The sequence below is a fragment of the Streptomyces sp. CNH287 genome (assembly GCF_000424825.1).
This window is the reverse complement of record NZ_AUKQ01000023.1, coordinates 42,969-65,219: the sequence shown is the minus strand read 5'-3', so window position 1 is coordinate 65,219 and position 22,251 is coordinate 42,969. Positions and strand designations below refer to the sequence as shown.

Genomic DNA, 22,251 nt, shown 5'->3' with positions numbered 1-22,251 from the left:
GGGTTTCTGGAAGAGGGGGACGCGCGGTGACGCGGCGGCCCGAGGCCGTCGTGACGGCGCAGACGGTGCACATCGGGGACACCGTGCGGGTCTACGGCGCCCCGCGCGTCGTACTCAACCTCCGCGCACTGCCCGGCGGAGACAAGCTGCTCTTCTTCGAGGGCGGCATCACCTACCGCCTCCTGGTCAACGTCCCCCTGGACAGCCCCGCACCACCAGCCGCAGAGCCCCCACGCCAGTGGCACTGCACCCCAGACCACCGACCGGACGCCGAACCCGTCACCCACGCCATGCAGTGCACCATCTGCGCCAAAACCTCCGCCGGCTATACGGACTTCGCCGCAGCGCAGCGCTGGGCCATGGAACACACCGGACGCCTCCCCACCCACACCACCTACCGCGAAATCATCCGCCGCCCCTGGCACACCACCGTGGCCCGGCGAGATCCGTAACCCGCGCGGCGCTCTCAGCCGGTGTGGAGGACCCGGAAGCGTGCCGGGTCCTCCGGGTCGCGGTCGACGACTTGGACGGGCGCCGACGCCCACTGCCAGACGCCGACGCCCGGGATACGGGAGAACCGGATCTCGCCCCGGGTGCCCTCGACCGCGACGTGTGGCCAGGCCGCGGCGGTGCTCGCGCGGTCCGTGCCGTGGGAGCGCAGTACTTCGGCCAGGACGGTGATCGTGTCGTAGCCCTCGAAGGCGACGAAGGCGGGCGCCGCGTCCAGCCGTTCGCGCAGTGTTGCCCCGACGCGCGCGCCGAGTGGGCCGAGCTGACCCGGCAGGTAGCGCAGGAACGGGATCGCCGCGCCGTCGCCGCCGAGCGCCGTCGCCCATGCGGCGAATTCCGGCTGTCCGGCCGGAGCGCCGATCGTGATCTCGGCGAGGCGCGGATCGCGGCGTACGGAGGTGACGAGGGAGAGGACCGGCTCCGGATGCCCGGCCAGCAGGAGGACGGCAGTCACCTGCTCTTCGGCGAGTGCGTCGCACACGGTGGCGGGCGTGAACGCGGGCATGTCGAGGGTGCTGACGGTGCCGCCGTGGGGCGCGAGGCGGGCGCGCAGAATGCGGGTCCCGGCAACCCAGTAGGCACTGGGCTGGGTCACGACGGCGATGCGGCGGTGGCCCGCGCGGAGGAGGTGGTCCGCGTAGACCTGCCAGCCGCGGGACTGCGGCGGTGCGAGGCGGGCGACCCAGTCCGTGGGCTCCTCGGTGAGCGCGTCGAGGACGGCCGACGAGCAGAGGAACGGGACCCCGAGCGCGTCGGCCCTGGTGGCGGCGGCCCGGGCGACGACGCTGTGGTACTCCCCGGCCAAGGCGGCCACGCCCTGTCGGGCCAGGTCGTCCACGGCCGCCGCAGCCCTCTCCGGATCGGCCGCGGTGTCCCGGACGACCAGCTCGACGGGCCTGCCGCCGATACCGCCGGTCTCGTTGACGTCGTGAACGGCCAGTTCGAGCCCGGCGAGCACGTGGTGGCCCGCCTCGGTCCAGCCCGGCGGTGTCAGGGGGACGAGCGCGCCGATACGGACGGACGGTCCGTCAGCTCGTGCTCGGGCAGGCCGCGTTGACGGCGCGGGCGGTGGCGTGGGTGGCGTACTCATGCGGTCGCGTCTCCCCGGTGACGTACTCGCCGCAGGCCGCGCACCTGGGCGAACACGGTGGACATCGATCGTGCCGTCCGATGCGGCTCCGGGTGCCGCACCGGTCGTACGACGAGGCGCCGTACGTCGAGCATGAAGCAGAGCTTAACGAATCCAGCAGAATCCTGCACTGGTGCTGTCGGGTCGTCTGAGGTCTTCGACCGGCTGCGGTCCGACCCCGCGTCTGGTACTTCGCCTTCCACCAGGCCCGCGACGTGGCGGAGATGCTCGTCGCCGGGCAGGAACGCCCGTACCGGTACGCTCGGCCGCGCGTGCGTACGGGTACGCGTGCCCGTGCGCGAGTGCCCTCGGACAAGGAGGATGAGGCCATGGACCGCCCCACACCGCTTCGGCATGACCTTGTCCGGGTCGCGGCGGTGCGCGAGAGCGTCCACCCGGTGACCCGGTCGTCCCGCGAACGACCTGGAGTGACACGTGTTTTCTCCCTACCGGATCAACGGCACTGAACTGCTCACCGACCGCCTCGTCCTGCGGCGGTGGACCGAGGACGAGGTACGCGCCGTCCTCGGCGGCCCGCGCCGGGCGCACTGGGCGGCGGACTTCCCCGCCGAAGGCGACCGCGTCATCGCGGGTTACGTCGCCGAGACGCCGGACGCGTACGGCGCGTACGGGCAGCGGCAGCTCGCCGAACGCGGCACCGGCCTGGTGGTCGGTGCGATCGGCCTCTTCTGGCCGCCGCAGGACGGCGCGCTCGAACTCGGCTACGGCACCGTGGAGTCCCGCCGCGGCCGCGGCTACGCCACCGAGGCCGCCCGCGCGATGGTGGCGTACGCGCTGACCGCGCCCGGCGTGCACACGGTGTGCGCGGGGGCGGAGCTGGCCAACCCGGCGTCCGTACGGGTGCTGGAGAAGGCCGGGCTGGAGCGCTGGAGCAGCGACGGGACGACGGCCCGGTTCGGCACCCGCTCGCAGGCCCGGGTCCGCGCGGAGGAGGCACGGGAAGCGGGGGAGGCCGGGGAGCAGCCGCCGCAGGCGTGAGCCGCCCGGGCCTGTCGCAACGGCGATCTCTCCGCACCCGTCGCGCACTGCGGCGACCGGGGGCTCCACGACCTCGTGGAGCCCCCGGGCGGCGCGTCCTGGACGGCCCACTGGTCGGCTGACCCTCTGGTCGCCCTGTCCTGCCGTCAGGCCGTCAGCCCGTCAACCGCCGCCGTGCGGCGTCGAGTTCCTCCTCCGTCAGGCCGCCCGCGCTCAGGTACGCCGCCACGTCCAGCGAACCCAGCAGCGTACGCAGCACCTCCGCCGCGGTGGTGTCCGCCTGGGCGAGCGTCTCCTCGAAGCCGGGGCGCTGGTCGGGCGTGCCGTCGGCCGCGAAAAGGCGGGCCAGGCGCTCGTGGCTCAGCTCGAAGTCGGCGGCGATGTCGTCGGCCCGCACCCCGGCCAGGGCCAGCAGGAGCAGCGTGACCAGCCCCGTACGGTCCCGCCCGACCCTGCAGTGCACCAGGACGCCGCCGGGCGCCGCGCGGGCGACGGCGCCGACGACGCCCGCGACGCGCTGCGGGAAGTGGTCCAGGAAGGGCTGGTAGTACAGCGGGGTGCCGTGCCGCCGGTCGCCCCAGTGGTCCCAGAACGTGCGGTCCTCGACGCCGTCCAACGCGAGGTGCACGGTGGTCACTTGGGGCGGGCGGGGTGCGGCGTCCGGGCCGCGCTCGTCGTCGTTGCGCAGGTCGATGACCGTACGCACGCCGTGTGCGTGCAGCGCCGCCCAGCCGTCCGCCGTGAGCCGCTCCACGGCGTCGGCCCGCACCAGCGCGCCGCGCCGCGTCGTGCGTCCGTCGGCGGTGGGCAGTCCGCCCAGGTCGCGGACGTTGTAGCAGCCGTCCCACTCCAGATGCCGTTCCACGGTTGATCGATCTCCCTGCTGCCGGTAGCCCCGGCTTCGTCGTCTCCGGTCGGCCGCCGACGGTCGTCCGCGCCCGGGCCTCCGGCGGTCAGGCCGCCTGCCCCGAGCCACGGAAGGCGCGGCGGTAGGCGTGCGGGCTGGTGCCGAGCACGTGCTTGAAGCGGTCCCGAAAGGCCGTCGGGGAGCCGAAACCGACCTGGGCGGCGACCCGTTCGACCGGGTGGTCCGTCGTCTCCAGCAGGTACTGCGCCTGCCGGACGCGGATGCGGTGCAGCCACTGCACGGGCGTGGTGCCGGTCTGCTCGCGGAAGCGCCGATTGAGCGTACGGGTGCTGAGCCCGGCCTGCGCGGCCATGTCCTCGACGGTCAGTTCGCGCCGGGTGTTCTCCTCCAGCCAGCGCAGCAGCGGCTGGAGCGTGGCGCCGTCGGGGGCGGGCGGCTCGTGGACGATGAACTGGGCCTGGCCGCCGTCCCGTTCGAGCGGCATGACGCTGGTGCGGGCCGCGTCGGCGGCGACCGCCGAGCCGAGGTCGCGGCGGATCATGTGCAGGCAGAGGTCGAGCCCGGCGGCGGCTCCGGCCGAGGTGAGGATCTGGCCGTTGTCCACGAAGAGGACGTCCGGATCGACCTCCACGGACGGATGGTTGGCGGCCAGCAGCGACGTGCCCGCCCAGTGCGTGGTGGCGCGCAGGCCGTCCAGCAGCCCGCACTGGGCCAGCACGAACGCGCCGACGCAGATGGACGCGATCCGGGTGCCGTTCGCCGCCGCCTCGACCAGCGCGTCGCGCACCGCAGGCGGGACGGGCGCGCTCTCCAGCGTCGAGCCCGGCACCACGATCGTGTCCGCCTCGGCCAGCGCCTCCAGCCCGTAGCGGGTGCGCAGCGTGAACGCGCCGCACTCCACCTCCTCGTCGGGCGAGCACACCCGCACCCGGTAGGCCGAGCGCCCGTCGGGCAGCCGGGCCCAGCCGAAGAGGTCGACGGGGGTGGACAGGTCGAACGGGACGAAGCCCTCCAGGGCGAGTACGGCGACGGTGTGCATGGCCGCAGATTAGGTGACCGGCGGATTCCCGCCAAGGCCGCGTCCCGCGCCGCACCGCGCGCCGTGCGGGCTGCCGAGCCCGTGCCCTGCCCGCCTCCGTGCAGGTCACCGGGATGCGGGCGGGCCACAGAGCGTGTGGCGGGAATCCGTTGATGCCTGGCATTGCTGCCACTCCTCGGCGCGCCGGACGGTGGCTAGCGTCGGTCGTCTCGTCCCCCTGGCCCGGCCCGCTCCGCGCCAGCCGTACCGCCAAGGAATCCCCCTGTGACCAAGTTCCTGCTCTCGATACACGTCCTCGCGGCGATCCTCGCCATCGGCCCGGTGGCCGTCGCCGCGAGCATGTTCCCGGCCGCGCTGCGCGGCGGCGGTGGCGGCCGTGAGCACACGCTGCGCACGCTGCACCGCATCTGCCGGGTGTATGCGGGCGTCGGCATCGTCGTGCCCGTCTTCGGGCTGGCGACGGCGAGCAGCCTGGGGGTGCTGGGGGACGCCTGGCTGATCGCCTCGATCGTGCTGACCTCGGTCGCCGCCGGTGTGCTGGTGGTGTTCGTCCTGCCCGGTCAGGAGGCCGCCCTCGACGCGCCCGCGTCCACGCCCGCCCCGGCGGCCCCCGCCCCGCACCGCGCCGCCACCCGGCTGGCCATGCACACCGGGGTCTTCAACCTGCTCTGGGCGACCGTCACCGTGCTGATGATCGTCCGTCCCGGCTCGACCACAGGAGCGTGACCATGCACCCCCGCCCCGCCTCGGTGCCCGCCTGAGCGCATCCGAACCGCCCCGATCCGGAGAACGCGCAGCTCACCCGAGGTGCCCGCCCATGCGCCCGGTGCGACGGCGGGGGCAGTTGCACAGGGGCCCCCGCGGACGCCCTATCGTGTGCGGTATGTCCTCCGCCGAACTGATCCGCATCGTCTCGCGTGCCTCGCCCATGGCCCTGGCCCAGGTGGAGCGGGTACGCGCCGAGCTGGCCAGGCTGCACCCCGGTATCCGTACCGAGGTGGTGCCCGTCACCACCTCCGGCGACCGGTGGATGGGCGCGCTCTCCGCGCTCGGCGGCAAGGGCGCGTTCACCAAGGAGGTGGACGCCGCGCTGCTGGCGGGCGAGGCGGACCTGGCCGTGCACTGCATGAAGGACGTGCCCGCCGACCGCCCGCTGCCCGCGGGCACCCTCTTCGCCGCCTACCTGGCGCGGGACGACATCCGGGACGCGCTGCTCCACCCCGACGGGCTCACCCTCGACGAGCTGCCCGCGGGCACCCGCGTCGGCACCTCCTCCGTGCGGCGCATCGCGCAGCTGGCCATGTCGCACCCGGAGCTGGAGTGCGTGCCGATGCGCGGCAACGCCAACCGCCGGATGGAGAAGATGGCCGAGGGCCAGGCGGACGCGCTGCTGCTGGCCGTCTCCGGTCTGGAGCGGATCGGGCGTACGGACCGGATCAGCGAGGTGCTGTCCGTCGAGACGATGTGCCCGCCGATCGGCGCCGGGGTGCTCGCGCTCCAGTGCCGCGAGGACGACACGGCCACCATCGAGAAGGTCTCCGCGCTCGGCGACCCGGACGCCTGGCGGGAGGTCAGCGCCGAGCGGATGTTCCTGCACGTGATGCAGGGCCACTGCAACTCGCCGATCGCCGGTTACGCCAAGGCCGAGCGCGACGGCAGGCTCTCCCTCCGCGCCCGCGTCTTCAGCCCGGACGGCAAGACCGTGCTGGACGCGCACGAGTGGGCCGGACCGCTCGACCCGGCGACGCTGGGCACCTCGGTGGCCGTCGCACTGCTCCGGCAGGGCGCGCGCGAGCTGATCGACCAGATCCCGCACTGACGGCACACGCACGTACGGGCACGCACACGCACGTACGGGCACGCGCCGCGTGACCTGCCGTGCGCGCTGCCCGTACGCGCGGCCTCGCCGCCCGGGCGCGCCCGGTCAGCTGCCCTGGCCGACCGAGCCGAAGCGCTCCACCAGCTCCGCCTTGCCGAACATCTGCGCCGTCTCCAGGGCCGAGGGCTGCCCGGCCCGCGGGTCCGCGCCCGCCTCCAGCAGCGCGTCCACCACCGTGTCCTCGCCCTTGAAGACGGCGCCCGCCAGCGGCGTCTGCCCCTTGTCGTTGGCCCGGTCCGGGTCGGCGCCCCGCTCCAGCAGGGCCCGTACGACCTCGGCGTGGCCGTGGTAGGAGGCGAGCATGACCAGCGAGTCGCCCTTGTCGTTCGAGAGGTTGGCGGGTACCCCGGCGTCCACGTAGGCGGACACCGTGTCGGTGTCGCCCTGCCGGGCGAGGTCGAAGATCCGGCCGGCCAGCTGCATCACCTCGGGGTCGTGCGCGGGCTCGTCGCTCTGGGGCTGGGGGGCGTTGGTCATCGCTTTCCGTCCTCTGCTCTGGTCGTCGGGTCGCGGGGTCGGTCCTCGGGGTCATGCCTGCGGTGTGCGGTGCACGGTGCGCTGCGCGGTGCGGTTCACCGTGCGGTTCGCGGCGGAAACGGTGCTGGTCGCGTCCACCTTACGTACGCTTTCCCGCATGCCCGTGTCACAACAGCGCATGCTTCTCGGCGCGGTTTCCGTCCTGTTCGTCCTCCTGTTCGGCTGGGACGTCGCCCGCGCCGACGCCCGCGGCGACGGGGTGCCGCGCACCCTGCTGAGCTGGCTGCTGATCGCGGCCGGGTGCCTGCTGCTGCGCTGGCGGCGGCGCTGGCCGCTGGGTGTGGCGTCCGTACTGCTGCTGTGCTGCCTCGTCTACTTCCCGCTCGCCGAGCGGGACGTGCCGGTGCTGCTGGTCGCCTTCGCCGTGTCGGTGTTCATGGTGGCGGCCGGGGGGCAGCTGCTCGCCGCCTGCGCCCTCGCGCTGATCACCATGCTGACGGTCGCCATCACCGAGGTCATGGCGAGCCCGGACGACCGCCACGTCGACGACACCTCGATCTTCCTGCTGCTGGGCTGGTTCGTCGGCGTGATCGCGGCGGGGCACGCGTACTGCACCAGGCTGGCCTACCTGCGCGAGGTCGAGCAGCGGGCGCTGGCGGCGGAGCGCGAACGCGACGTACGGGCGCGCCAGTCCGCGACCGAGGAGCGGCTGCGGATCGCCCGCGAGCTGCACGACGTGCTGGGCCACAACATCTCGCTGATCAACGTGCAGTCGGCGGCGGCCATGCACCGGCACGCCAAGGGCCGGGCCGACGCGGCCGACATGATCCCCGCGATGGAGGCGATCCGGGACACCAGCCGGGAGGCGCTGCGCGAGCTGCGCGCCACGCTGGGCGTGCTGCGGCAGGTGGACGAGGCGGCGCCGACCGCGCCGGCCGATGTGGGGCTGGCGGAGATCGGCGGGTTGGCGGACCGGGCGTGCGCGGCGGGAGTCGCGGTGCGTACGGTCATGGACGTACCGGAGGCGGCACCGCCGCTGCCGCCGCAGGTGGGGCTGGCGGCGTACCGGATCGTGCAGGAGTCGCTGACGAACATCGTGCGGCACGCGGAGGCGACGACGGCCGTCGTCACGGTGCGGCTGGTCAGCAGCGGCGGGGACGGCGACGGCGAGGAGGAGAACGGCGTGAGCGTACGGCTACGGATCGAGGACGACGGCAGGGGCATGCCCGGCGTGCTGGACGCCACCGGGCGGCGCAGCGCCGCCGCGCTCGGCGGCAGCGGACTGACCGGCATGGCCGAACGGGCGCGGGCCCTCGGCGGCGAGCTGACCGCGCGGAACCTCGTCAACGGTGCCGGGGAAATCTCCGGCTTCCTGGTGGAGGCGCGCATCCCGGTGGAGGAGCGATGATCAGGGTCGTGCTGGCGGACGACCAGACGCTCGTACGCGCCGGTTTCCGCTCCATCCTCGGGGACGAGGACGACATCGAGGTGGTCGGCGAGGCGGCGAACGGCGTGGAGGCGGTCCGGCTCGCCCGCGAACTGCGGCCCGACGTGGTCCTGATGGACATCCGGATGCCGGAGAAGGACGGGCTGGAGGCGACCGGCGAGATCGTCTCTGACGCGCGGCTGGAGGGCGTACGGGTGGTCATCCTGACCACCTTCGACATCGACGACTACGTCTACGGTGCGCTGCGCGCCGGGGCCTCCGGCTTCCTGGTCAAGGACACCGAGCCGATGGAGCTGCTGCACGGCGTACGCGTCGCGGCGCGCGGCGACGCGCTGATCGCCCCGGCGGTCACCCGGCGCCTGATCGCCGAGTTCGCGGGCCGGGTCAAGCGCCCGGAGCCGGGAACCCGGCTGAACGCGCTGACCGAACGCGAGCGCGAGGTGATGGGCCTGGTCGGCGCGGGCCTCTCCAACGACGAGATCGCCCAGCGGCTGGTCCTGAGCCCGGCGACGGCGAAGACCCACGTGAGCCGGGTGATGACCAAGCTGGCCGTCCGGGACCGAGCCCAACTGGTCATCCTGGCCTACGAGACCGGCATGATCACACCGGGCTGGCTGGGGTAGGAGGGCACGTGCGGATGCGGGAAGAAGCGGGAAGAGGAGGAGAGGCCGGTGTCTGAGCTGACCGAGGACGTACGGGCGAGGCTCGCGGCGGCCGACGTCTGGTTCGTGGCGACCACCGGCGCGGACGGGGCGCCGCACGTGAGCCCCATGTGGGTCGACGTGGACGGGGACACGCCCTGGATCAACACCTCGGTGGGCCGGGTCAAGGAGCGCAACCTGCGCCGCGATCCGCGCGTGTGCCTCTCGCACGCCAGCCATGCGGACCCCTTCGACCGCGTCCAGATCCACGGCCGTGTCATCCGCTTCGTCGAGGGCCCCCAGGCGGAGCGGGACACGGACCTGCTCGCGCACAAGTACCTGGGTACTTCGTACGAGTGGCTGCTGCCCGAGGAGCGCCGGGTGACGATGCTGATCGAGCCCCTGCGCGTACGCCGCCTCGTCGGCGTCGAACCCTTCGGGCGGCCATGAGCGAGGAGGCGGCCGAGCGACCTTCGCCGATGTCGCCGAGCTGACCTGCTGCTGGAGGTGGAGGCGCTCGCCGTCGTCCCCCTAGGGCCTGTCTGACCATTCCCGCCGGGTCCGGCCCGGCCTGATCCGACGCGAACTGCCAGGCAGGCCCTGGTGAGCGCGCGGCGGCGGCTCCGCCGCCCGTACCGGCCCGACCCGCGTTCTCAGGGTCGGGCCTTCGCCGTCTCCGGGGCGTGCCGGGGTCGGCCGCAACCCCGGGCGTACGCCCCGGGCCGCGCGCGCAACTCCTGGGGTACCCCCGCTCGTGACTCCGGGCCGACGCGCCCGGCCGAGCCGTCCCCGCACTGTCTACCCAGGACGTGGCGGGCCCCCGGAACACCGGACCAGGACCCGCCGCCACGGGACGGGGACGGGGGGCCGGACGGTGATCGAGACGCTCGCGGCGGCACAGCTCGCCTTCTTCGCCGCCGGCTACTTCGTGCTGTCCGGGGCCGACCTCGGCGTCGGCATGCTGCTGCCCTACCTCGCCCGGGACCCGCGTGAGCGGCGGCTGACGCTGGCCGCCGCCGAGGCGCCGTGCGCCCGCGGCGGAGGGATGTGGCTGCTCGCGGCGGCGGGCGTGGTCCTCGGGTGCTTCCCGGGGCTGCCGGAGGAACTCCTCCGGGGCCGGTACGCGATCCTCCTGCCGCTGCTCCTCGGCCTGGCGGCCCGCGCGGCGGGCCGGCCGCGGCGCGGACAGCTGCGCAGCGGCCTGCTGGTGTGCGGCAGTTGGCTCGTGGCGCTCTCCTGGGGCTGGCTGCTGGCTGCGCTGCTGACCGGCGCGGTGCTCAACGGCGGCGTGGCCTTCCCCGCCTTCGGACCGCTCCTGTGCACCGCACTCGGCGTGACCGCGCTCTTCGCCCTGCACGGGCTGGCCTTCGCTTCGCTGCGGCTGACCGGCGAGCCGTTCGAGCGGGCACGGCTGCTGGCAGGCCGCCGCGAAGGACGCCAGACCTTCGTGCTGACCGCCGCCGCGATGGCTGCCCTGCCGCTGGTCGGCGCCGCCCGGCTGCCCCTGCGGGACACGGCGGCCGACGGGCCCCTGCCGTGGCTGGCGGTGCCGCTGCTGCTGGCCTGCGGGCCGCCGCTGGTCGCCGCGCAGGCGCGGGCCTGGCGCACCTTCCGGCACCGGGATCACGACCACGGGCCACCGGCCACGGACCACTGATCACGGAAAACCGTCCACGGAAAACCGTCTACGGACCACGAAAGCAGAGGAACCGTCATGAGTGACGCACGGACCGGGCCGCGCGCCCGTACGGCCGCAACCGGAGGAGGGCCGGGGATCTTCGAACGGATCGCGGGCTTCTCCTTCCGCCACAAGTGGCGGGCGCTGGCGCTGTGGGCCGCGGTGCTCATCGGCGTCCAGGTGCTGGCCGGGGTCGCGGGCAACGACTACCGCAACGACAACTCCCTCCCCGGCACCGAGTCGAACCAGGCGCTGGAGACGATGGAGAAGCACGGCGCCGCCCAGGCGGGCGACAGCGTGCAGATCGTCGTGCGGAGCGAGGGCGGCCTGCGCACCGCCGCGAGCGAGCAGCGCGTCGGCGCCATGCTGGAGGACGTCTCCGGACTGGACGGCGTGGCGGAGGTGGTGAGCCCGTACGACGACGAGGCCGCCGTCTCCCGCGACGGCAAGACCGGCTACGCGACCGTCACGCTGGAGGGCAAGGCGGAGGAGGTCCCCAAGGCGGACCGCACTCGCCTGATCGACACCGCGCAGGAGTACGACAAGGACGGGCTGCGCGTCGAGCTGGGCGGCGAGGCCATCCGGACCGCGGAGGAGGGCGGTGGCGGCGGCGCCGAGGGCGCGGGCATCCTGGGCGCGCTGGTGATCCTGGTCTTCCTGTTCGGCTCGCTGATCGCGGCCAGCCTGCCGGTGGTCACCGCGCTGTTCGCGGTGGGCAGCACCATGGGCCTGATCGTGCTGGCCTCGCACTTCGTGACGCTCGCGGACTACACCCCGCCGCTGATGATGCTGGTCGGGCTGGGCGTCGGCATCGACTACGCGCTGCTGATCTTCTCCCGCTACCGCAGCGAGCTGCTGGTCGAGGCGGCCAGGGACGGCTCCCTCGCGCACGGCAGCGGCAGCGACGGCACCGACGGGCAGGCCGGGCTGGAGCGCGCGGTGCGGGTGGCGCTGGACGCGGGCGGCCGTACCGTCTTCTTCGCGGGCTGCACCGTGATCATCGCGCTGCTCGGCCTGTTCGCACTCGGCCTCGGCTCGGTCCAGGGCGTGGCCCTCGCGATGGCCCTGACCGTCCTGATCACCATGGTCGCCTCGCTGACCCTGCTGCCCGCGCTGCTGAACGTCTTCGGCGCCCGCATCCGGCGCAGCGTACTCAAGCGGGCCCGCAAGCAGGCCGCCCGCGGGGCCAAGGAGGAGGGCGCGGTCTGGCGCCGCTGGGGCAGCGGCGTGCAGCGGCACCCGTGGGCGGCGCTGCTGGTCGCCGTGGTGGCCCTGGGTGCCCTGGCGGCACCCGCGCTGAACATGCGGCTCGGCTTCGCCGACGCCGGCAACGACGCGGAGACGGCGACCAGCCGCCAGGCGTACGACCTGCTCGCCGACGGCTTCGGCCCCGGCTTCAACGGCCCGCTGATCGTCGTCGCCGACGGGGCCGACGGCGAACCGGTCAAAGACGCGGCGGGCGCGCTCCGTACGGCGCTCCAGGACACCTCGGGCATCGCGGCGGTCTCCCCGGCCATCCCGACCAAGGACCCCTCGGCGGCCCTGGTCATCGCCTACCCCGAGTCCGCGCCGCAGGACGCGGCCACCTCGGAGCTGGTCACCTCGCTGCGCGAGGACGTACTGCCGCCGGTGGAGCGGGAGACGGGCACGGAGTTCCTGGTGGGCGGTTCCACCGCGGGAGCGGAGGACTTCTCCGCGAAGGTCAAGGACCGCATCCCGGTCTTCGTCGCCATCGTGGTGGGCCTCTCGGCGCTGCTGCTGATGGCTGTCTTCCGCTCGGTGCTGATCCCGCTGAAGGCCGCGGTGCTCAACCTCCTGAGCATCGGCGCGTCGCTGGGCGCGGTCACCCTGGTCTTCCAGGAGGGCTGGTTCGGTGCCCAGCCGGGGCCGGTCGAGTCGTACATCCCGGTGATGATCTTCGCGATCGTCTTCGGCCTCTCGATGGACTACGAGGTCTTCCTGCTCTCCCGCATCCACGAGGAGTGGGAGCGCACCAAGGACCCGGCACTGGCCGTCCGCGAGGGACTGGCGCACACCGGCAAGGTCATCACGGCCGCCGCCGCCATCATGATCGTGGTCTTCGCGGCCTTCATCCTGAGCCCGGAGCGGCTGCTCCAGCAGTTCGGCCTCGGCCTGGCCGTCGCGATCCTGCTGGACGCCGTGGTGATCCGCTGCCTGATCGTCCCGGCCGTGATGCAGGTGCTGGGCCGCCGTGCCTGGTGGCTCCCGGCGCCGCTGGCCCGCCTGCTGCCCCGGGTGGAACTGGAGCACCACGACCGCCCGGCGCCGGCCGGCGGCCCCGGCGAGCAGCCGGACCCGGAGGGCACGGGCCGCGAGCGCTACGCCGACTCGCACCGCTGAACCACCGTCGGGCGAGCCGGAGTTCCCCCGGGACGCCGGACAGTGGGCGCAGCTCTGTACGTTGGGCTGCGTCCGCTGTCCGCTACGGGGGACAGATCCATGTACTGGTCGTAGTCAGGGGAGTTATGCCGGGATGGGCAGGCTTCTGGGAGTCGATCGCCCTCGGGATCGACCGCCCGGACGAACTCGGGCGCAGAATCACCGAGATGTCCGAGGCCGAGCTGGTCGACTTCTACTGGATGTACGAGGAGTCCGCCGCGGACCTGAAGGACGAGGAGTTCACCGCGTTCCTGGACCCTCCCCGCACCGAGGACTTCGTCGACGACGTCGCCCAGTGGATCGTCGCGCAGGGCTTGGACTACTACGAGGCGATCATGACGGAGCCGTCGAGAATGCCTCCCGCCCTGCCGTCCGGTGCCGCGTTGCCGCTGTGGACCGGCACCGTCGTCCAGACCTATCGGGCTCGCTACGGAGCCCCCGTCCGCTTCCGGGACGACCCCCCTCCCACGTGCCCCTGAACGCCGTCACCACTTCTCATCAGAGCGCCCGGCAGTAGGCGCACCGGCTGGTCCGCGGGGCGCCCCGGAGTTGTCTACGCTCAGTTCCATGCCCCGACGCAGCCTCGCCCAAGTGACCCATTCCGTGGCCTCCTGCCCGGTCGGATGGCTGGTCGCCGGTGACGGCTGGCGTGACGTCGCATCGTCCTTGCTGCGCCTGGGCTGTGATTGGCCCTCTCTTGAGGAGCTTGCCGCGACAGCGCCACCGCGACCGCAGGCCGAGGATGACGTGGTCGCCCGTATCGCCGTCCAGGCATGCGAAGAGCTGGGGGAAGTGGCCGCGCTGCCCTTCTGGGACAGCGCCTGTGGGCTTGTCGCCCGTTCCTGGCGTCTCGGAGCGTGCGACGCCGTCGATGCGGTGTACAGCCTGGAGGCGCTGTGGTTCACAGCCCGTGACTTCGACATGTCCACCTGTAGGTCCACCAGCCTGGGCTTTCAACTCATGGGGGAGGGCGTGGGGCTCACAGCGAGCATCGCCCACGTTGACGTCACGCGCGACGCGATCACGCTGCTGAACCAGGCAGACCACCTCATCCCCGCCGATGTGCGCGACGTCCAGTTCTGTGAGGCCCTCCTGGAAACCCTCCGATGACAGTTTCAGGCCCAACGCCGAAGTCGGGACGGCCGACCCACGACCAAGCGCCTGAAGTAACGCCTACTGCCGGGCACTCTCATGCTGAAGGTCATCGCTGCGGCTCCTGTCTGCGGCGCTACAGGTGTACGCGGAGTCCGGCCACGACGGGTTCACGGTGCACGCCGTCACCAAGGCCAGCGGCATCAGCGCCGGTAGCCTCTACCACCACTTCGGTAGCTTCGACGGACTCGCCGCAGCCCTCTGTGCGCGCTGTGCGCAGCAGCTGTTCGACCAGATGGCCACCGTCCTGACCCGTGAGCTGAAGCACACCACGGCCGCCGGTCCCGTCGCCGCCCGGCTATCCGGCCGAGCCGCGCGCCGCCCGGACGAGTGGCTCCAGCGAGGTGACGGCGCACGTCGCGCCTGCCGCGCGGAGCCGGGCGAGCTTCCCCGGGCGGGAGGCGTAGCCTATGAAGGCCACGCCGGTCTCTCGCGCCGCCAGGAAGTCGGAGACCGCGTCACCGATCAGCACGGTGCGCGCCGCCTGCGCGCCGGTCGACTTCAATGCCCGTACCAGGCAGTCCGGGTGGGGCTTGAGCAGCCCGGGATCGCCGAGCCGACCGTGCACCCGCCCGGTGAAGTGCCGCAGCAGCCCGAGCCGCCGCAGGTAACTCTCGGCAGCAGAAGCGGAGTTGTTCGTCGTGAGGGCCAACGCCCGCCCGGCGGCAGCCAGTACGTCGATCAGTGCCGCGGCGTACGGGGTGGGCGCCGCGGTCCGCGCGGCCCGCTCCTCCTCGGCGGCGAGGGTCCGCTCCAGGAGTGCCACGAGGTCAGACTGCCCCCGAGACCAGTGAGTTTGACGGAGAATCAGATGAGGATCGTCGGTGGACGCCGCCGCATCGCCCAGCGGTTCGGCCGCACCGTGCTCCCGAAGGATCTCGCGGAGCCGCCGGGCGATACCGGCGGAGGGATGACCGTGGAAGAGATCGCACACGGGTCCGTCGAAGTCGAGGAACACACAGTCCGCCTGGGCGAGGATCTCCTCCGGCCCGTTCGCTACATCGCGCATTTCTGGCACGTCGGTCCGTCCGTCGGGGGTACTGGGGCCTCTCGCGAACAGCAGCTCACAGGAGCGTACCGCCGGGAGCGGACCGGGCGCCGGGGGCGGCTGACAGAGGGACGGCCGCCCCGCTCTGCCGCCCCCGCCCGAGTCTCCTGGGGCCTCCGCGCCGGCCGTCAGCTTCCGTCGGCGCGCAACTCCTCGTTGATGCGCCTTGCCTCTTCGAGCTGGTCCTCAAGGATCACGATGCGGCAGGCGTCTTCGATCTTGGTGCCCTGGTCCACGAGTTCCCGGGCGCGCGCGGCGATGCGCAGCTGGTACCGGGAGTAGCGGCGATGGCCGCCCTCGGAGCGCAGCGGGGTGATCAGGCGGTTTTCGCCGAGGGTGCGGAGGAAGGCGGCGCTGGTGCCGAGCATCTCGGCGGCCCGGCCCATGGTGTAGGCGGGATAGTCGTCGTCATCGAACTTGTCGGCGGGGCGGGGACTGCCAGGGGGCATAGACCTCTTCTTTCTTGGGCGCGTCGAGGGGCCCGAGTGCCGTCCTGGCACCCGGGCCCCGAGCTGTCAACACCATCTACCGGCGCGCTGCGCCGGGCCTCTTTTTCCGCAGGTCCACCTATGGGGGCGGAGATGCGGGGATCGCGAATGCGTGACCGGGGACCACCTTCCGTTCTGGGGTCTGCGGTACCCGAGCGGCGTGTTCCTCGCCCGGGCGATCCTGATGGCGTCTGCTCCTTACCTCGTTCCTGCGGTGATTCGCTACTACGGATCTTGCGGTGCTACCTGCGGCCCCTCGGGCCGCCCGGCCCGGCAGTCAGCGAAGGAACCCACCACTTCCGGCTCCGCCGCTCCACTGCCGTTCCGCATCCTGCGGTGACCTGCATGCGTGGCAGTTCGTGTCTGCCCCGCCCTCTTCGCTGTCTTGGCTACGGGGAAAACACTAACCACGGAGCTGCCGAATGTCTACTCCGTCCACGACAGATTTTATGCCGGGTCGGAGAGCCGGTCCTCTGCCGCCGCCGCACAAGGGAAGCTCCTCCACCGAACGGGCGAAAGCTGCTGGTCCGGGCACCACGCCAGAACGCCCCGGCACAGCAGTCCGCCCTCGCCCCCGGCCCTTGCGGGCGGGGGGCGGGGGCGGGGGCGGTCAGTGCTCGGCGGCGGTCCGTCCGTGCCGCCGTGCGAACCGGTCGCGAGCGGCGTCATGGGCGCCGCGCAGAAGCCGGATGACGGTGTCCGTCGTCCGTTCGCCGGGATTCACGACGGAGATCCAGCCGGCCGCGCCGTACACCGGGTGCGGCATCACGCTGTCGGAGGCTGCGTAGTCGCGAGGGCGGCTGAGGCTGCGCGGCTCCTCCCCGGTGAGCTGCTGGAACGTCGCACGGTCGACGTGGATGTTCACGCGCCAGCGGCCCGGAGGGTCAAGATCGGAAGCGGCGTCGTCGGGGTAGTCCTTCGTGACGATCGTCCCGTAGGGCTGGACGTTCGTGGGCACCTGGCCGTCGGGGGCGTAGTAGAAGAACGCGTCCCCCCACGCAAGCTCGGGAAAGGCGCTGCCTGGTTCCGGGGCAAGGACGAGCGCGCCGTCGAGCCCTCGCACGGACATGGTGATCTGTTCCATACTCATGGTTCAAGCATCACCTTCAAGTGCTTCTGTGGGGTTTGCCTGGTGAGCGAGAGCATGGGCGCTGCGCGGCGGGCACTGCTGAGGACAGCCGACGTGGCTGAAGAGTCGGGATACTCGGTGCAGCAGGTGCGCGACCTGGAGCGGCTGGGAGTCATTCCCCCCGCTCCCCGGTCGAGCAACGGCTACCGTGCCTACGGCCCGGTCCACATCCACGCCCTTCGCGCCTATCGGGGGCTCGCGAGCGCTGTCGGGCCTGTCGCGGCCCGGCAACTGCTCCCGCAGCTGCGAACAGCGTCGATCGAGGCGGCAGCCTCGGCGGTCAACGCGGTGCATGTGCGGCTCGCGCGGGAACGGGAGGAGGCTCTGCGCGCGCAGGAAGCGCTGCGTGCCATCCAGGCGGAGGCGAACGCGGGCGAGTACGAGCGCGATGGCGACACCATGACGATCACGGAGCTCGCGGGCGCACTCGCGGTACGTCCCTCCGCTCTGCGGTTCTGGGAGCAGGAAGGACTGGTCGTGCCCGAGCGCGTCACGTCACTGCGAGCGCGTCGCTACGGGCCTGCGGCGGTGCGGACGGCCCGTATCGTCGCGGCCCTGCGCGGCGCCGGATACGGCATTCCCGCCGTGCGCGAGCTCATGGACTCCCTGCGCAGGCTCGACGGCGGGGGAGAGACGCCGCGCATCCTGGAGCGGCGTCTCGACCAGATCGCGGCCAGGTCCGTGGCGCTGCTCCGGGCGGGCACGGACCTGGCAGCCGTCGTGACGTCCGCACAGGCCCCGACGACCGCCTGACCTGTGCCGGGCGGCGCAGGGCAGCTACTCTGTTCAACGAACAGGAAGCCCAACTCGCCCGCCGGGAAAACGCCGCCCTGATGCAGAGTGTACTGACGACCAGCAGGAGGCGGCTTTGCCCGACCTCGCCGAGCGTCTCAAGTATGTGCGGAGACGTCGGGCAGCTACTTGTGGTTCTTGGGTGACTGAGGAGCCCGACATGGTCACGCAAGCGGAACTGGCGGCAGCATTCGGCTCGGACCGGGTCGACACCATGCCGTCGGAGATCGCTGAGCGGTACTTCGGCAATCCGGAGGACAGAAGGGTCCTTACCGAGGTGGGCCTGCCCGACGCGCTCATGGACCTGCTTGTCTTCGAGAGCATCGGGACCGCGCGGCCCCGCACCCTCGCCCAGGTTCTTCACATCGGAGAACAGGGCACCGATCCGCCGGACATCAAGGACGACATCGTGATCGCCAACGGGATAGGCGGCCTGGCCTGTCTGTCCCGTGCGGAGCACTGCGTCTATTGGTACGCACCCGGGGACGAGAAGCGGAACCGTGCACTCATCAATTCGTCCCTGGAGCTGTTCGTCGAGACGTTGCACCAAGTCTGGCTGCACTTGAAGGATCTCAACCTGGCCTATGCGTCAGACGACGTGGGATCGCCGGCCGAGATCGGTGAGGAGCTTCGCCGCCTGGTAGCGGAGCTGCGTGACATCGACCCACCGTCCTTCGAGAGTTCCGCGATGTACTGGCAACATGTGCTGCTGTTTTCCTTGAAATCCATTGCGGCGGAGTAGGAGTTGTCAACCACCGAAATATCCGTGGCCTGCCACCCGATGTTCGGCGCTCTCATTTCTTGAGGTTGACGATCTGCGCACCATGGGTGAAGCGTCGTGACGGGCCTGCGGCACGTGGCCGACGGCGGGGGCGCGGTCAGGTGGCGGAGTAGAGGTCTGCCAGAGGCTGGGCCGAGTCGCCGCCGTCGTGGCCGAAGGGGGCGTCGAAGCTCCACACCAGGAAGAGCAGGAAGACGATCAGGGCGCTGAAGGCCGTGGCGAGGAGCAACTCGCGGGCGGAGCGGCGGATCTGGAGGATGTACATCAGGCCCAGGATGACGACGGCCCCGGCCACCAGGCCGAACCACACCGTGCCGGGGAGGGTCGTCCCGGAGGTGTCCAGGCGCTGGTGGCGGGCGTCGTCGGCGGCGGCGACCTGGTCCATCAGCGGCTGGTACGCCTGCGCCTGCAGTTCGTTCTGCGGGGTGTGGCGGGCCAGGTCGGTACGGATCTGGCGCAGGAGCTTGCCGCCCGTCGCGCCCGGCTGTTCGTCCGCCCGCATGGCCGGCCACTCGTCCCGCACCGCGTGGCGGGCGTACGTGTCGATGCGGTCGCGGACCTGGGTACGGAAGTCGGCCGGGTAGACGTCCAGGCGCTGGTCGATCTCGTAGAGCGCCTGGGCTTCGCGCTGCACGGTGTCGTCCGCCGCGTTGCGCGCCTCCCACACGGCGGCGACCGCCAGGCCCAGGACGATGGCGTAGACGACGCCGACCATCATCACCAGGTACTCGAGTACGTCCGGGGTGCCGGAGGTGTCCTCGTCCGCCACCCGGCGCTGCCGCACCATCGTGGCGATGACGACCAGGGCGCAGACCAGGACCGAGGTCAGGGTGTAGATCAGCCATTCGGGCACAGCGTTCACTCCAAGCAAGCCGTCGGGGAGGGATGGCGGGAGAGGGGGCAGCGGGTCAACTGCGGCTGTGGGGGCGGGAGCGGGGCCGCAGGGCGGCTCCGGCGAGGATCGCGGGGATGGTGATCACGACGGTCGTGGTGAGTACGGAGAGCGTCGCGGGCGCCGGGCGGTGCGATCCGCCGACGTAGTGCTCGCGGGCCACCCAGCGGAACTCCGAGGGTGAGGTGGTGGGGCCTGGGCGCGCGCTCGGCGGGGGCGGGGGAGGCGGCGGCCGGTGCGGGGGCGGGGCCGCCGCCGTGGTCTCGTCCGCCGGTGCGCGGGGCGCCGCCGGGGGCGGGGTCGGTGTCGGCCGTGGAGGGGGCGCGGGGGCGGCGGAGGGTGAGGGCGGCGCGGGGGGTGTGGGGGTGGGTGAGGGCGCGGGAGGTGCGGGCGTGGGAGTGGGTGTCGGAGTCGGGGGTGAGGGCTCGGGCGGCGGGGGTGTCGGGGTGGGCGTAGGCGGGGGGGTAGGTGTCGGCGAGGGCGCGGGCGGGGTAGGCCGCGGCGGGTGCGGCGGACAGGGTGGCCAGTGTGGCCAGGGCGGATGCGGGTGCCGGGGCGGGTGCGGCCAGGTGCCGCCGAGCTGCACCCGCGCGTCGCCCACGCACACCACCACGCTGCTCCCGGCGGGCCCGTGCTCGACCGCCACGGACGTACCGGAGTGCTGAGGCACCGGGCAGAGTACGGCTGCTGCCGCGATCCCGGCGGTGAACCAATCGCTCATCGTCCGTCCCCCCTCGACGCGCCTCAGTGGCGGCCTTGGCGTCTGAGCAACGAGCGAGCGGTCCCAAGGACACGGTGCCGGGACGGGCTGTCCACCCGACACTCGCTGGGCGAGGTGTCGGTCATACGTCCGACGCTTCGCCCGTCGGGGGTGCGCCCGGCGCGGGAACGGCTGCGGTGCCCCCGCTCAGGACGAACTGGGGACCAGGTCCTGGGGGCCGACGACCCGCAGCAGTTCGAGCCGCTCGTACGTCTGCGTGCCCGGCCGCGCCGAGTGCACGACGAGCTGCTGGCTGTGGCCGTCGCTGAGCAGCACTTCGCAGTCGAGGTCGAGGATGCCGACGACCGGGTGCACGAAGCGCTTCGGCGACGGGCGCCGCACCGCGACGTCATGCGACGTCCACAGCGCCTCGAACTCCCGTGAGCCGGTACGGAGTTCGCTCACCAGGGCGGCCGGACCCGGGTCGTCGGGGCGGGCCGCGGCGACCGCCCGCAGGCTTGCCACGTGTGCGCGGGCCTGCTGTTCGCGGTGCTCGGGCGGGAAGAGGAGCCGCGTGCCGGGCACCGTGAACCACCGGCGGACCAGATTCGCCCCGGTGTGGTCGCCGGTCAGGGCCACCGACATCGTGTTCTGCGCGAGCACCTCGCCCCAGTCGCTGAGCACCGCCGCCGGGAGGTCGTGCAACCGGTCCAGGATCAGCAGCAGCCCCGGGCGGACGTGGTCCGAGGAGCCGCCGGGCCGCGGCGGCTCCACGCCTGCCAGGTGGAACAGGTGATCGCGCTCCGCGCTCGTGAGCCGCAGGGCGCGGGTGAGCGCGGTGAGCAGCTGCCGCGACGGGTGGGAGCCGCGGCGCTGCTCCAGCCGCGTGTAGTAGTCCGTGGACATGCCGGCGAGCTGCGCCACCTCCTCGCGGCGCAGGCCCGGAGTGCGGCGCCGCGGACCCGCGCTCAGGCCCACGTCGGCAGGGGCCAGGCGGGTGCGGGCGCGCCGCAGGAAGTCGGCGAGTTCGATTCGGTCCACGGTGCCAGCATCCCCCGGAGCCGAGGCCGTATCCAGGGAGCGCCGGTCCCTGGACAACCGCGTCTCTCCCGCCGCCGACGGCGCTCCCGCAGGCTTCGGAGATGGCGACGACGACGAGGAGGCGGCCATGCTGACATTGGTGACGGGAGCGACGGGCCAGGTGGGGCGGCGGTTCGTGCCGCGGCTCCTGGGGAGCGCGGTGCCCGGCCACGAGGTGCGGGTTCTGGTGCGGGACGCGGCGAGCGGTGAGCACTTCGCCGGGCTCGGGGCGCAGGTGAGCGTCGGCGATCTGCGCGACGCGGAGGTCCTCGGCAAGGCGACGGCCGGCGTGGACGCGGTGGTGAACGTCGCCGCCGCGTTCCGCGGGGTGCCGGACGAGGAGGCGCGGGCGGTGAACCGGGACGCGGCGATCGAGCTGGGCCGGGCCGCGGTGGCCTCCGGCGTGCGACGGTTCGTGCAGGTCAGCACGGGACTCGTGTACGGCACGGGGCGGGGCAGGGCGCTGGTGGAGGACGACGAGACGGTGCCGGGCGGCCAGCTGTGGAGCGCGTACCCCGAGTCCAAGTGGGAGGCGGAGCGCGGGCTCGCGGCGTTGGACGGCTTGGCGGACCTGCGCATCGGACGCCTGCCGTTCGTGTACGGCGACGGGGACCCGCACCTGCCCGACGCGATGGAGCGGGCGGCGCACTGGCCCGCCATGCAGCGCCTGCACATGGGCCACCACGCGGATGTGGCGCAGGGCCTGCGGCGGCTCCTGTACGCGCCCGGGGCGCGGGGTGTCTACAACATCGCGGACGACGCCCCGGTCACCGCCGTCGATCTCTTCCAGCTCCACGGTCTGCCGGTGCCTCCGGAGGCGTACGGCAGGGAGGTCCCGGACCCCTGGCACAGCGTGCTCTCGACGGCCCGCATCCGCCACGAACTGGGCTACCGCCCGCACTTCCCGACGGTGTGGGCGGCGTGGGACGCGGGGGTGATGTAGGGCGGGTCGCGGCACCGGCCGGAGCGTGCCGCTGTCCACCCGACACCCGCCGGGTCGTTCTCGGACGTATGTCTCGCGCCTCACCCGTTGGGGGGATTCGCCGTTTCGCCCGTCGCAGGCGCGGGAGCCTGTGGTCGACCGTGTCCGGCCGGCGAGGCGCTGAGCCGGGACGAAGGGGG

At 72.8% G+C, this 22,251-nt stretch carries 24 protein-coding genes and 1 pseudogene; 15 read left to right on the top strand and 10 right to left on the bottom strand.

The window, feature by feature from the left end; genetic code table 11:
• A partial coding sequence (locus H299_RS40550; RefSeq protein WP_486587362.1) for a DUF7848 domain-containing protein occupies positions 1–452 on the top strand: 452 nt, incomplete at its 5' end.
• A 14-nt stretch (positions 453–466) separates the two neighbouring features.
• Here the strand turns inward: H299_RS40550 and H299_RS0121675 are convergent.
• On the bottom strand, positions 467–1,600 hold the full coding sequence (locus tag H299_RS0121675) for an ABC transporter substrate-binding protein (RefSeq protein ID WP_027750116.1): 1,134 nt from the start codon (positions 1,598–1,600) through the stop codon (positions 467–469).
• Positions 1,601–2,074: 474 nt separating this feature from the next.
• Here H299_RS0121675 and H299_RS35470 point away from each other — a divergent pair, with 474 nt between their 5' ends.
• Entirely contained in the window at positions 2,075–2,638 is a 564-nt protein-coding gene (locus tag H299_RS35470; protein WP_051262704.1) for a GNAT family N-acetyltransferase, read from the top strand.
• A 154-nt stretch (positions 2,639–2,792) separates the two neighbouring features.
• Here the strand turns inward: H299_RS35470 and H299_RS0121665 are convergent, their stop codons facing one another.
• Together H299_RS0121665 and H299_RS0121660 are read right to left on the bottom strand one after the other, a co-directional pair.
• A complete protein-coding gene (locus H299_RS0121665; protein WP_027750115.1) occupies positions 2,793–3,503 on the bottom strand; it encodes a tyrosine-protein phosphatase in 711 nt (236 codons plus the stop codon).
• 88 nt (positions 3,504–3,591) lie between these two features.
• A complete protein-coding gene (locus H299_RS0121660; RefSeq protein ID WP_027750114.1) occupies positions 3,592–4,545 on the bottom strand; it encodes a helix-turn-helix domain-containing protein in 954 nt (317 codons plus the stop codon).
• Positions 4,546–4,809: 264 nt separating this feature from the next.
• Here H299_RS0121660 and H299_RS0121655 point away from each other — a divergent pair, with 264 nt between their 5' ends.
• Both H299_RS0121655 and hemC read left to right on the top strand, forming a co-directional pair.
• Positions 4,810–5,271, top strand: a complete 462-nt coding sequence (locus H299_RS0121655; RefSeq protein ID WP_027750113.1) for a DUF2269 family protein — start codon at positions 4,810–4,812, stop codon at positions 5,269–5,271.
• Positions 5,272–5,428: 157 nt separating this feature from the next.
• Entirely contained in the window at positions 5,429–6,364 is a 936-nt protein-coding gene (gene hemC / locus H299_RS0121650) for a hydroxymethylbilane synthase (RefSeq protein WP_027750112.1), read from the top strand.
• 105 nt (positions 6,365–6,469) lie between these two features.
• On the opposite strand, the gene H299_RS0121645 is transcribed toward hemC, so the two are convergent.
• The gene (locus H299_RS0121645; RefSeq protein ID WP_027750111.1) at positions 6,470–6,901 is read right to left on the bottom strand and encodes an ankyrin repeat domain-containing protein; all 432 of its coding nucleotides are present in this window, start codon (positions 6,899–6,901) and stop codon (positions 6,470–6,472) included.
• A gap of 157 nt (positions 6,902–7,058) precedes the next feature.
• On the opposite strand from H299_RS0121645, the gene H299_RS0121640 reads away from it, so the two are divergent.
• The 8 genes and pseudogenes from H299_RS0121640 to H299_RS38525 form a co-directional block, all read left to right on the top strand.
• Entirely contained in the window at positions 7,059–8,309 is a 1,251-nt protein-coding gene (locus H299_RS0121640) for a histidine kinase (protein WP_027750110.1), read from the top strand.
• Positions 8,306–8,971 (top strand): response regulator transcription factor, encoded by a 666-nt coding sequence (locus H299_RS0121635; protein WP_027750109.1) that lies wholly within the window; start codon positions 8,306–8,308, stop codon positions 8,969–8,971. The genes H299_RS0121640 and H299_RS0121635 overlap by 4 nt, the downstream gene beginning before the upstream one ends.
• A 48-nt stretch (positions 8,972–9,019) precedes the next feature.
• Positions 9,020–9,439 (top strand): TIGR03618 family F420-dependent PPOX class oxidoreductase, encoded by a 420-nt coding sequence (locus tag H299_RS0121630; protein ID WP_027750108.1) that lies wholly within the window; start codon positions 9,020–9,022, stop codon positions 9,437–9,439.
• A 424-nt stretch (positions 9,440–9,863) separates the two neighbouring features.
• Positions 9,864–10,646 (top strand): cytochrome d ubiquinol oxidase subunit II, encoded by a 783-nt coding sequence (locus H299_RS35465; protein ID WP_486587361.1) that lies wholly within the window; start codon positions 9,864–9,866, stop codon positions 10,644–10,646.
• A 57-nt stretch (positions 10,647–10,703) separates the two neighbouring features.
• Positions 10,704–13,028, top strand: a complete 2,325-nt coding sequence (locus tag H299_RS35460) for an MMPL family transporter (RefSeq protein ID WP_078512923.1) — start codon at positions 10,704–10,706, stop codon at positions 13,026–13,028.
• A gap of 125 nt (positions 13,029–13,153) precedes the next feature.
• A complete protein-coding gene (locus H299_RS0121615) occupies positions 13,154–13,546 on the top strand; it encodes a hypothetical protein (RefSeq protein WP_027750107.1) in 393 nt (130 codons plus the stop codon).
• Positions 13,547–13,634: 88 nt separating this feature from the next.
• Entirely contained in the window at positions 13,635–14,177 is a 543-nt protein-coding gene (locus H299_RS0121610) for a hypothetical protein (RefSeq protein WP_158692369.1), read from the top strand.
• A 97-nt stretch (positions 14,178–14,274) separates the two neighbouring features.
• Positions 14,275–14,469, top strand: a pseudogene (locus tag H299_RS38525) (TetR/AcrR family transcriptional regulator); the annotation flags it as partial.
• A gap of 48 nt (positions 14,470–14,517) precedes the next feature.
• Here H299_RS38525 and H299_RS0121605 read toward each other — a convergent pair.
• From H299_RS0121605 to H299_RS0121595, 3 genes are all read right to left on the bottom strand, one after another.
• Positions 14,518–15,228 (bottom strand): HAD-IA family hydrolase, encoded by a 711-nt coding sequence (locus H299_RS0121605; RefSeq protein WP_027750105.1) that lies wholly within the window; start codon positions 15,226–15,228, stop codon positions 14,518–14,520.
• 167 nt (positions 15,229–15,395) lie between these two features.
• Positions 15,396–15,716, bottom strand: coding sequence for a MerR family transcriptional regulator (locus H299_RS0121600; protein WP_027750104.1), 321 nt, complete (start codon positions 15,714–15,716; stop codon positions 15,396–15,398).
• A gap of 649 nt (positions 15,717–16,365) precedes the next feature.
• On the bottom strand, positions 16,366–16,839 hold the full coding sequence (locus H299_RS0121595; RefSeq protein ID WP_037759956.1) for a DUF6194 family protein: 474 nt from the start codon (positions 16,837–16,839) through the stop codon (positions 16,366–16,368).
• Positions 16,840–16,899: 60 nt separating this feature from the next.
• On the opposite strand from H299_RS0121595, the gene H299_RS0121590 reads away from it, so the two are divergent.
• Together H299_RS0121590 and H299_RS0121585 are read left to right on the top strand one after the other, a co-directional pair.
• A complete protein-coding gene (locus H299_RS0121590) occupies positions 16,900–17,637 on the top strand; it encodes a MerR family transcriptional regulator (protein WP_037759955.1) in 738 nt (245 codons plus the stop codon).
• A 199-nt stretch (positions 17,638–17,836) separates the two neighbouring features.
• Positions 17,837–18,418 carry an SUKH-4 family immunity protein gene (locus tag H299_RS0121585; protein ID WP_027750101.1) on the top strand — a complete coding sequence of 194 codons (582 nt, stop codon included), beginning with the start codon at positions 17,837–17,839 and terminating at the stop codon, positions 18,416–18,418.
• A gap of 136 nt (positions 18,419–18,554) precedes the next feature.
• Here H299_RS0121585 and H299_RS0121580 read toward each other — a convergent pair whose 3' ends face one another.
• The 3 genes from H299_RS0121580 to H299_RS0121565 form a co-directional block, all read right to left on the bottom strand.
• Positions 18,555–19,310, bottom strand: coding sequence for a bestrophin-like domain (locus tag H299_RS0121580; RefSeq protein ID WP_027750100.1), 756 nt, complete (start codon positions 19,308–19,310; stop codon positions 18,555–18,557).
• A gap of 55 nt (positions 19,311–19,365) precedes the next feature.
• A complete protein-coding gene (locus H299_RS39690; protein WP_158692368.1) occupies positions 19,366–19,512 on the bottom strand; it encodes a hypothetical protein in 147 nt (48 codons plus the stop codon).
• A 744-nt stretch (positions 19,513–20,256) separates the two neighbouring features.
• The gene (locus tag H299_RS0121565; protein WP_027750098.1) at positions 20,257–21,090 is read right to left on the bottom strand and encodes an MmyB family transcriptional regulator; all 834 of its coding nucleotides are present in this window, start codon (positions 21,088–21,090) and stop codon (positions 20,257–20,259) included.
• 127 nt (positions 21,091–21,217) lie between these two features.
• Here H299_RS0121565 and H299_RS0121560 point away from each other — a divergent pair, with 127 nt between their 5' ends.
• Entirely contained in the window at positions 21,218–22,072 is an 855-nt protein-coding gene (locus H299_RS0121560; RefSeq protein ID WP_027750097.1) for an NAD-dependent epimerase/dehydratase family protein, read from the top strand.
• Positions 22,073–22,251 lie beyond the last annotated feature (179 nt).

Excerpts from the sequence above, each read along its gene's own strand:
- H299_RS0121595 (WP_037759956.1), bottom strand. The coding sequence starts at position 16,839 with ATGGAACAGATCACCATGTCCGTGCGAGGGCTCGACGGCGCGCTCGTC.
- H299_RS35460 (WP_078512923.1), top strand. The coding sequence starts at position 10,704 with ATGAGTGACGCACGGACCGGGCCGCGCGCCCGTACGGCCGCAACCGGA.
- H299_RS0121635 (WP_027750109.1), top strand. The coding sequence starts at position 8,306 with ATGATCAGGGTCGTGCTGGCGGACGACCAGACGCTCGTACGCGCCGGT.
- H299_RS0121675 (WP_027750116.1), bottom strand. The coding sequence starts at position 1,600 with ATGAGTACGCCACCCACGCCACCGCCCGCGCCGTCAACGCGGCCTGCC.
- hemC (WP_027750112.1), top strand. The coding sequence starts at position 5,429 with ATGTCCTCCGCCGAACTGATCCGCATCGTCTCGCGTGCCTCGCCCATG.
- H299_RS0121585 (WP_027750101.1), top strand. The coding sequence starts at position 17,837 with ATGGTCACGCAAGCGGAACTGGCGGCAGCATTCGGCTCGGACCGGGTC.
- H299_RS0121645 (WP_027750111.1), bottom strand. The coding sequence starts at position 6,901 with ATGACCAACGCCCCCCAGCCCCAGAGCGACGAGCCCGCGCACGACCCC.
- H299_RS0121605 (WP_027750105.1), bottom strand. The coding sequence starts at position 15,228 with ATGCGCGATGTAGCGAACGGGCCGGAGGAGATCCTCGCCCAGGCGGAC.
- H299_RS0121610 (WP_158692369.1), top strand. The coding sequence starts at position 13,635 with ATGCCCCGACGCAGCCTCGCCCAAGTGACCCATTCCGTGGCCTCCTGC.
- H299_RS0121590 (WP_037759955.1), top strand. The coding sequence starts at position 16,900 with ATGGGCGCTGCGCGGCGGGCACTGCTGAGGACAGCCGACGTGGCTGAA.
- H299_RS0121660 (WP_027750114.1), bottom strand. The coding sequence starts at position 4,545 with ATGCACACCGTCGCCGTACTCGCCCTGGAGGGCTTCGTCCCGTTCGAC.
- H299_RS0121615 (WP_027750107.1), top strand. The coding sequence starts at position 13,154 with ATGCCGGGATGGGCAGGCTTCTGGGAGTCGATCGCCCTCGGGATCGAC.
- H299_RS0121640 (WP_027750110.1), top strand. The coding sequence starts at position 7,059 with ATGCCCGTGTCACAACAGCGCATGCTTCTCGGCGCGGTTTCCGTCCTG.
- H299_RS0121560 (WP_027750097.1), top strand. The coding sequence starts at position 21,218 with ATGCTGACATTGGTGACGGGAGCGACGGGCCAGGTGGGGCGGCGGTTC.
- H299_RS0121600 (WP_027750104.1), bottom strand. The coding sequence starts at position 15,716 with ATGCCCCCTGGCAGTCCCCGCCCCGCCGACAAGTTCGATGACGACGAC.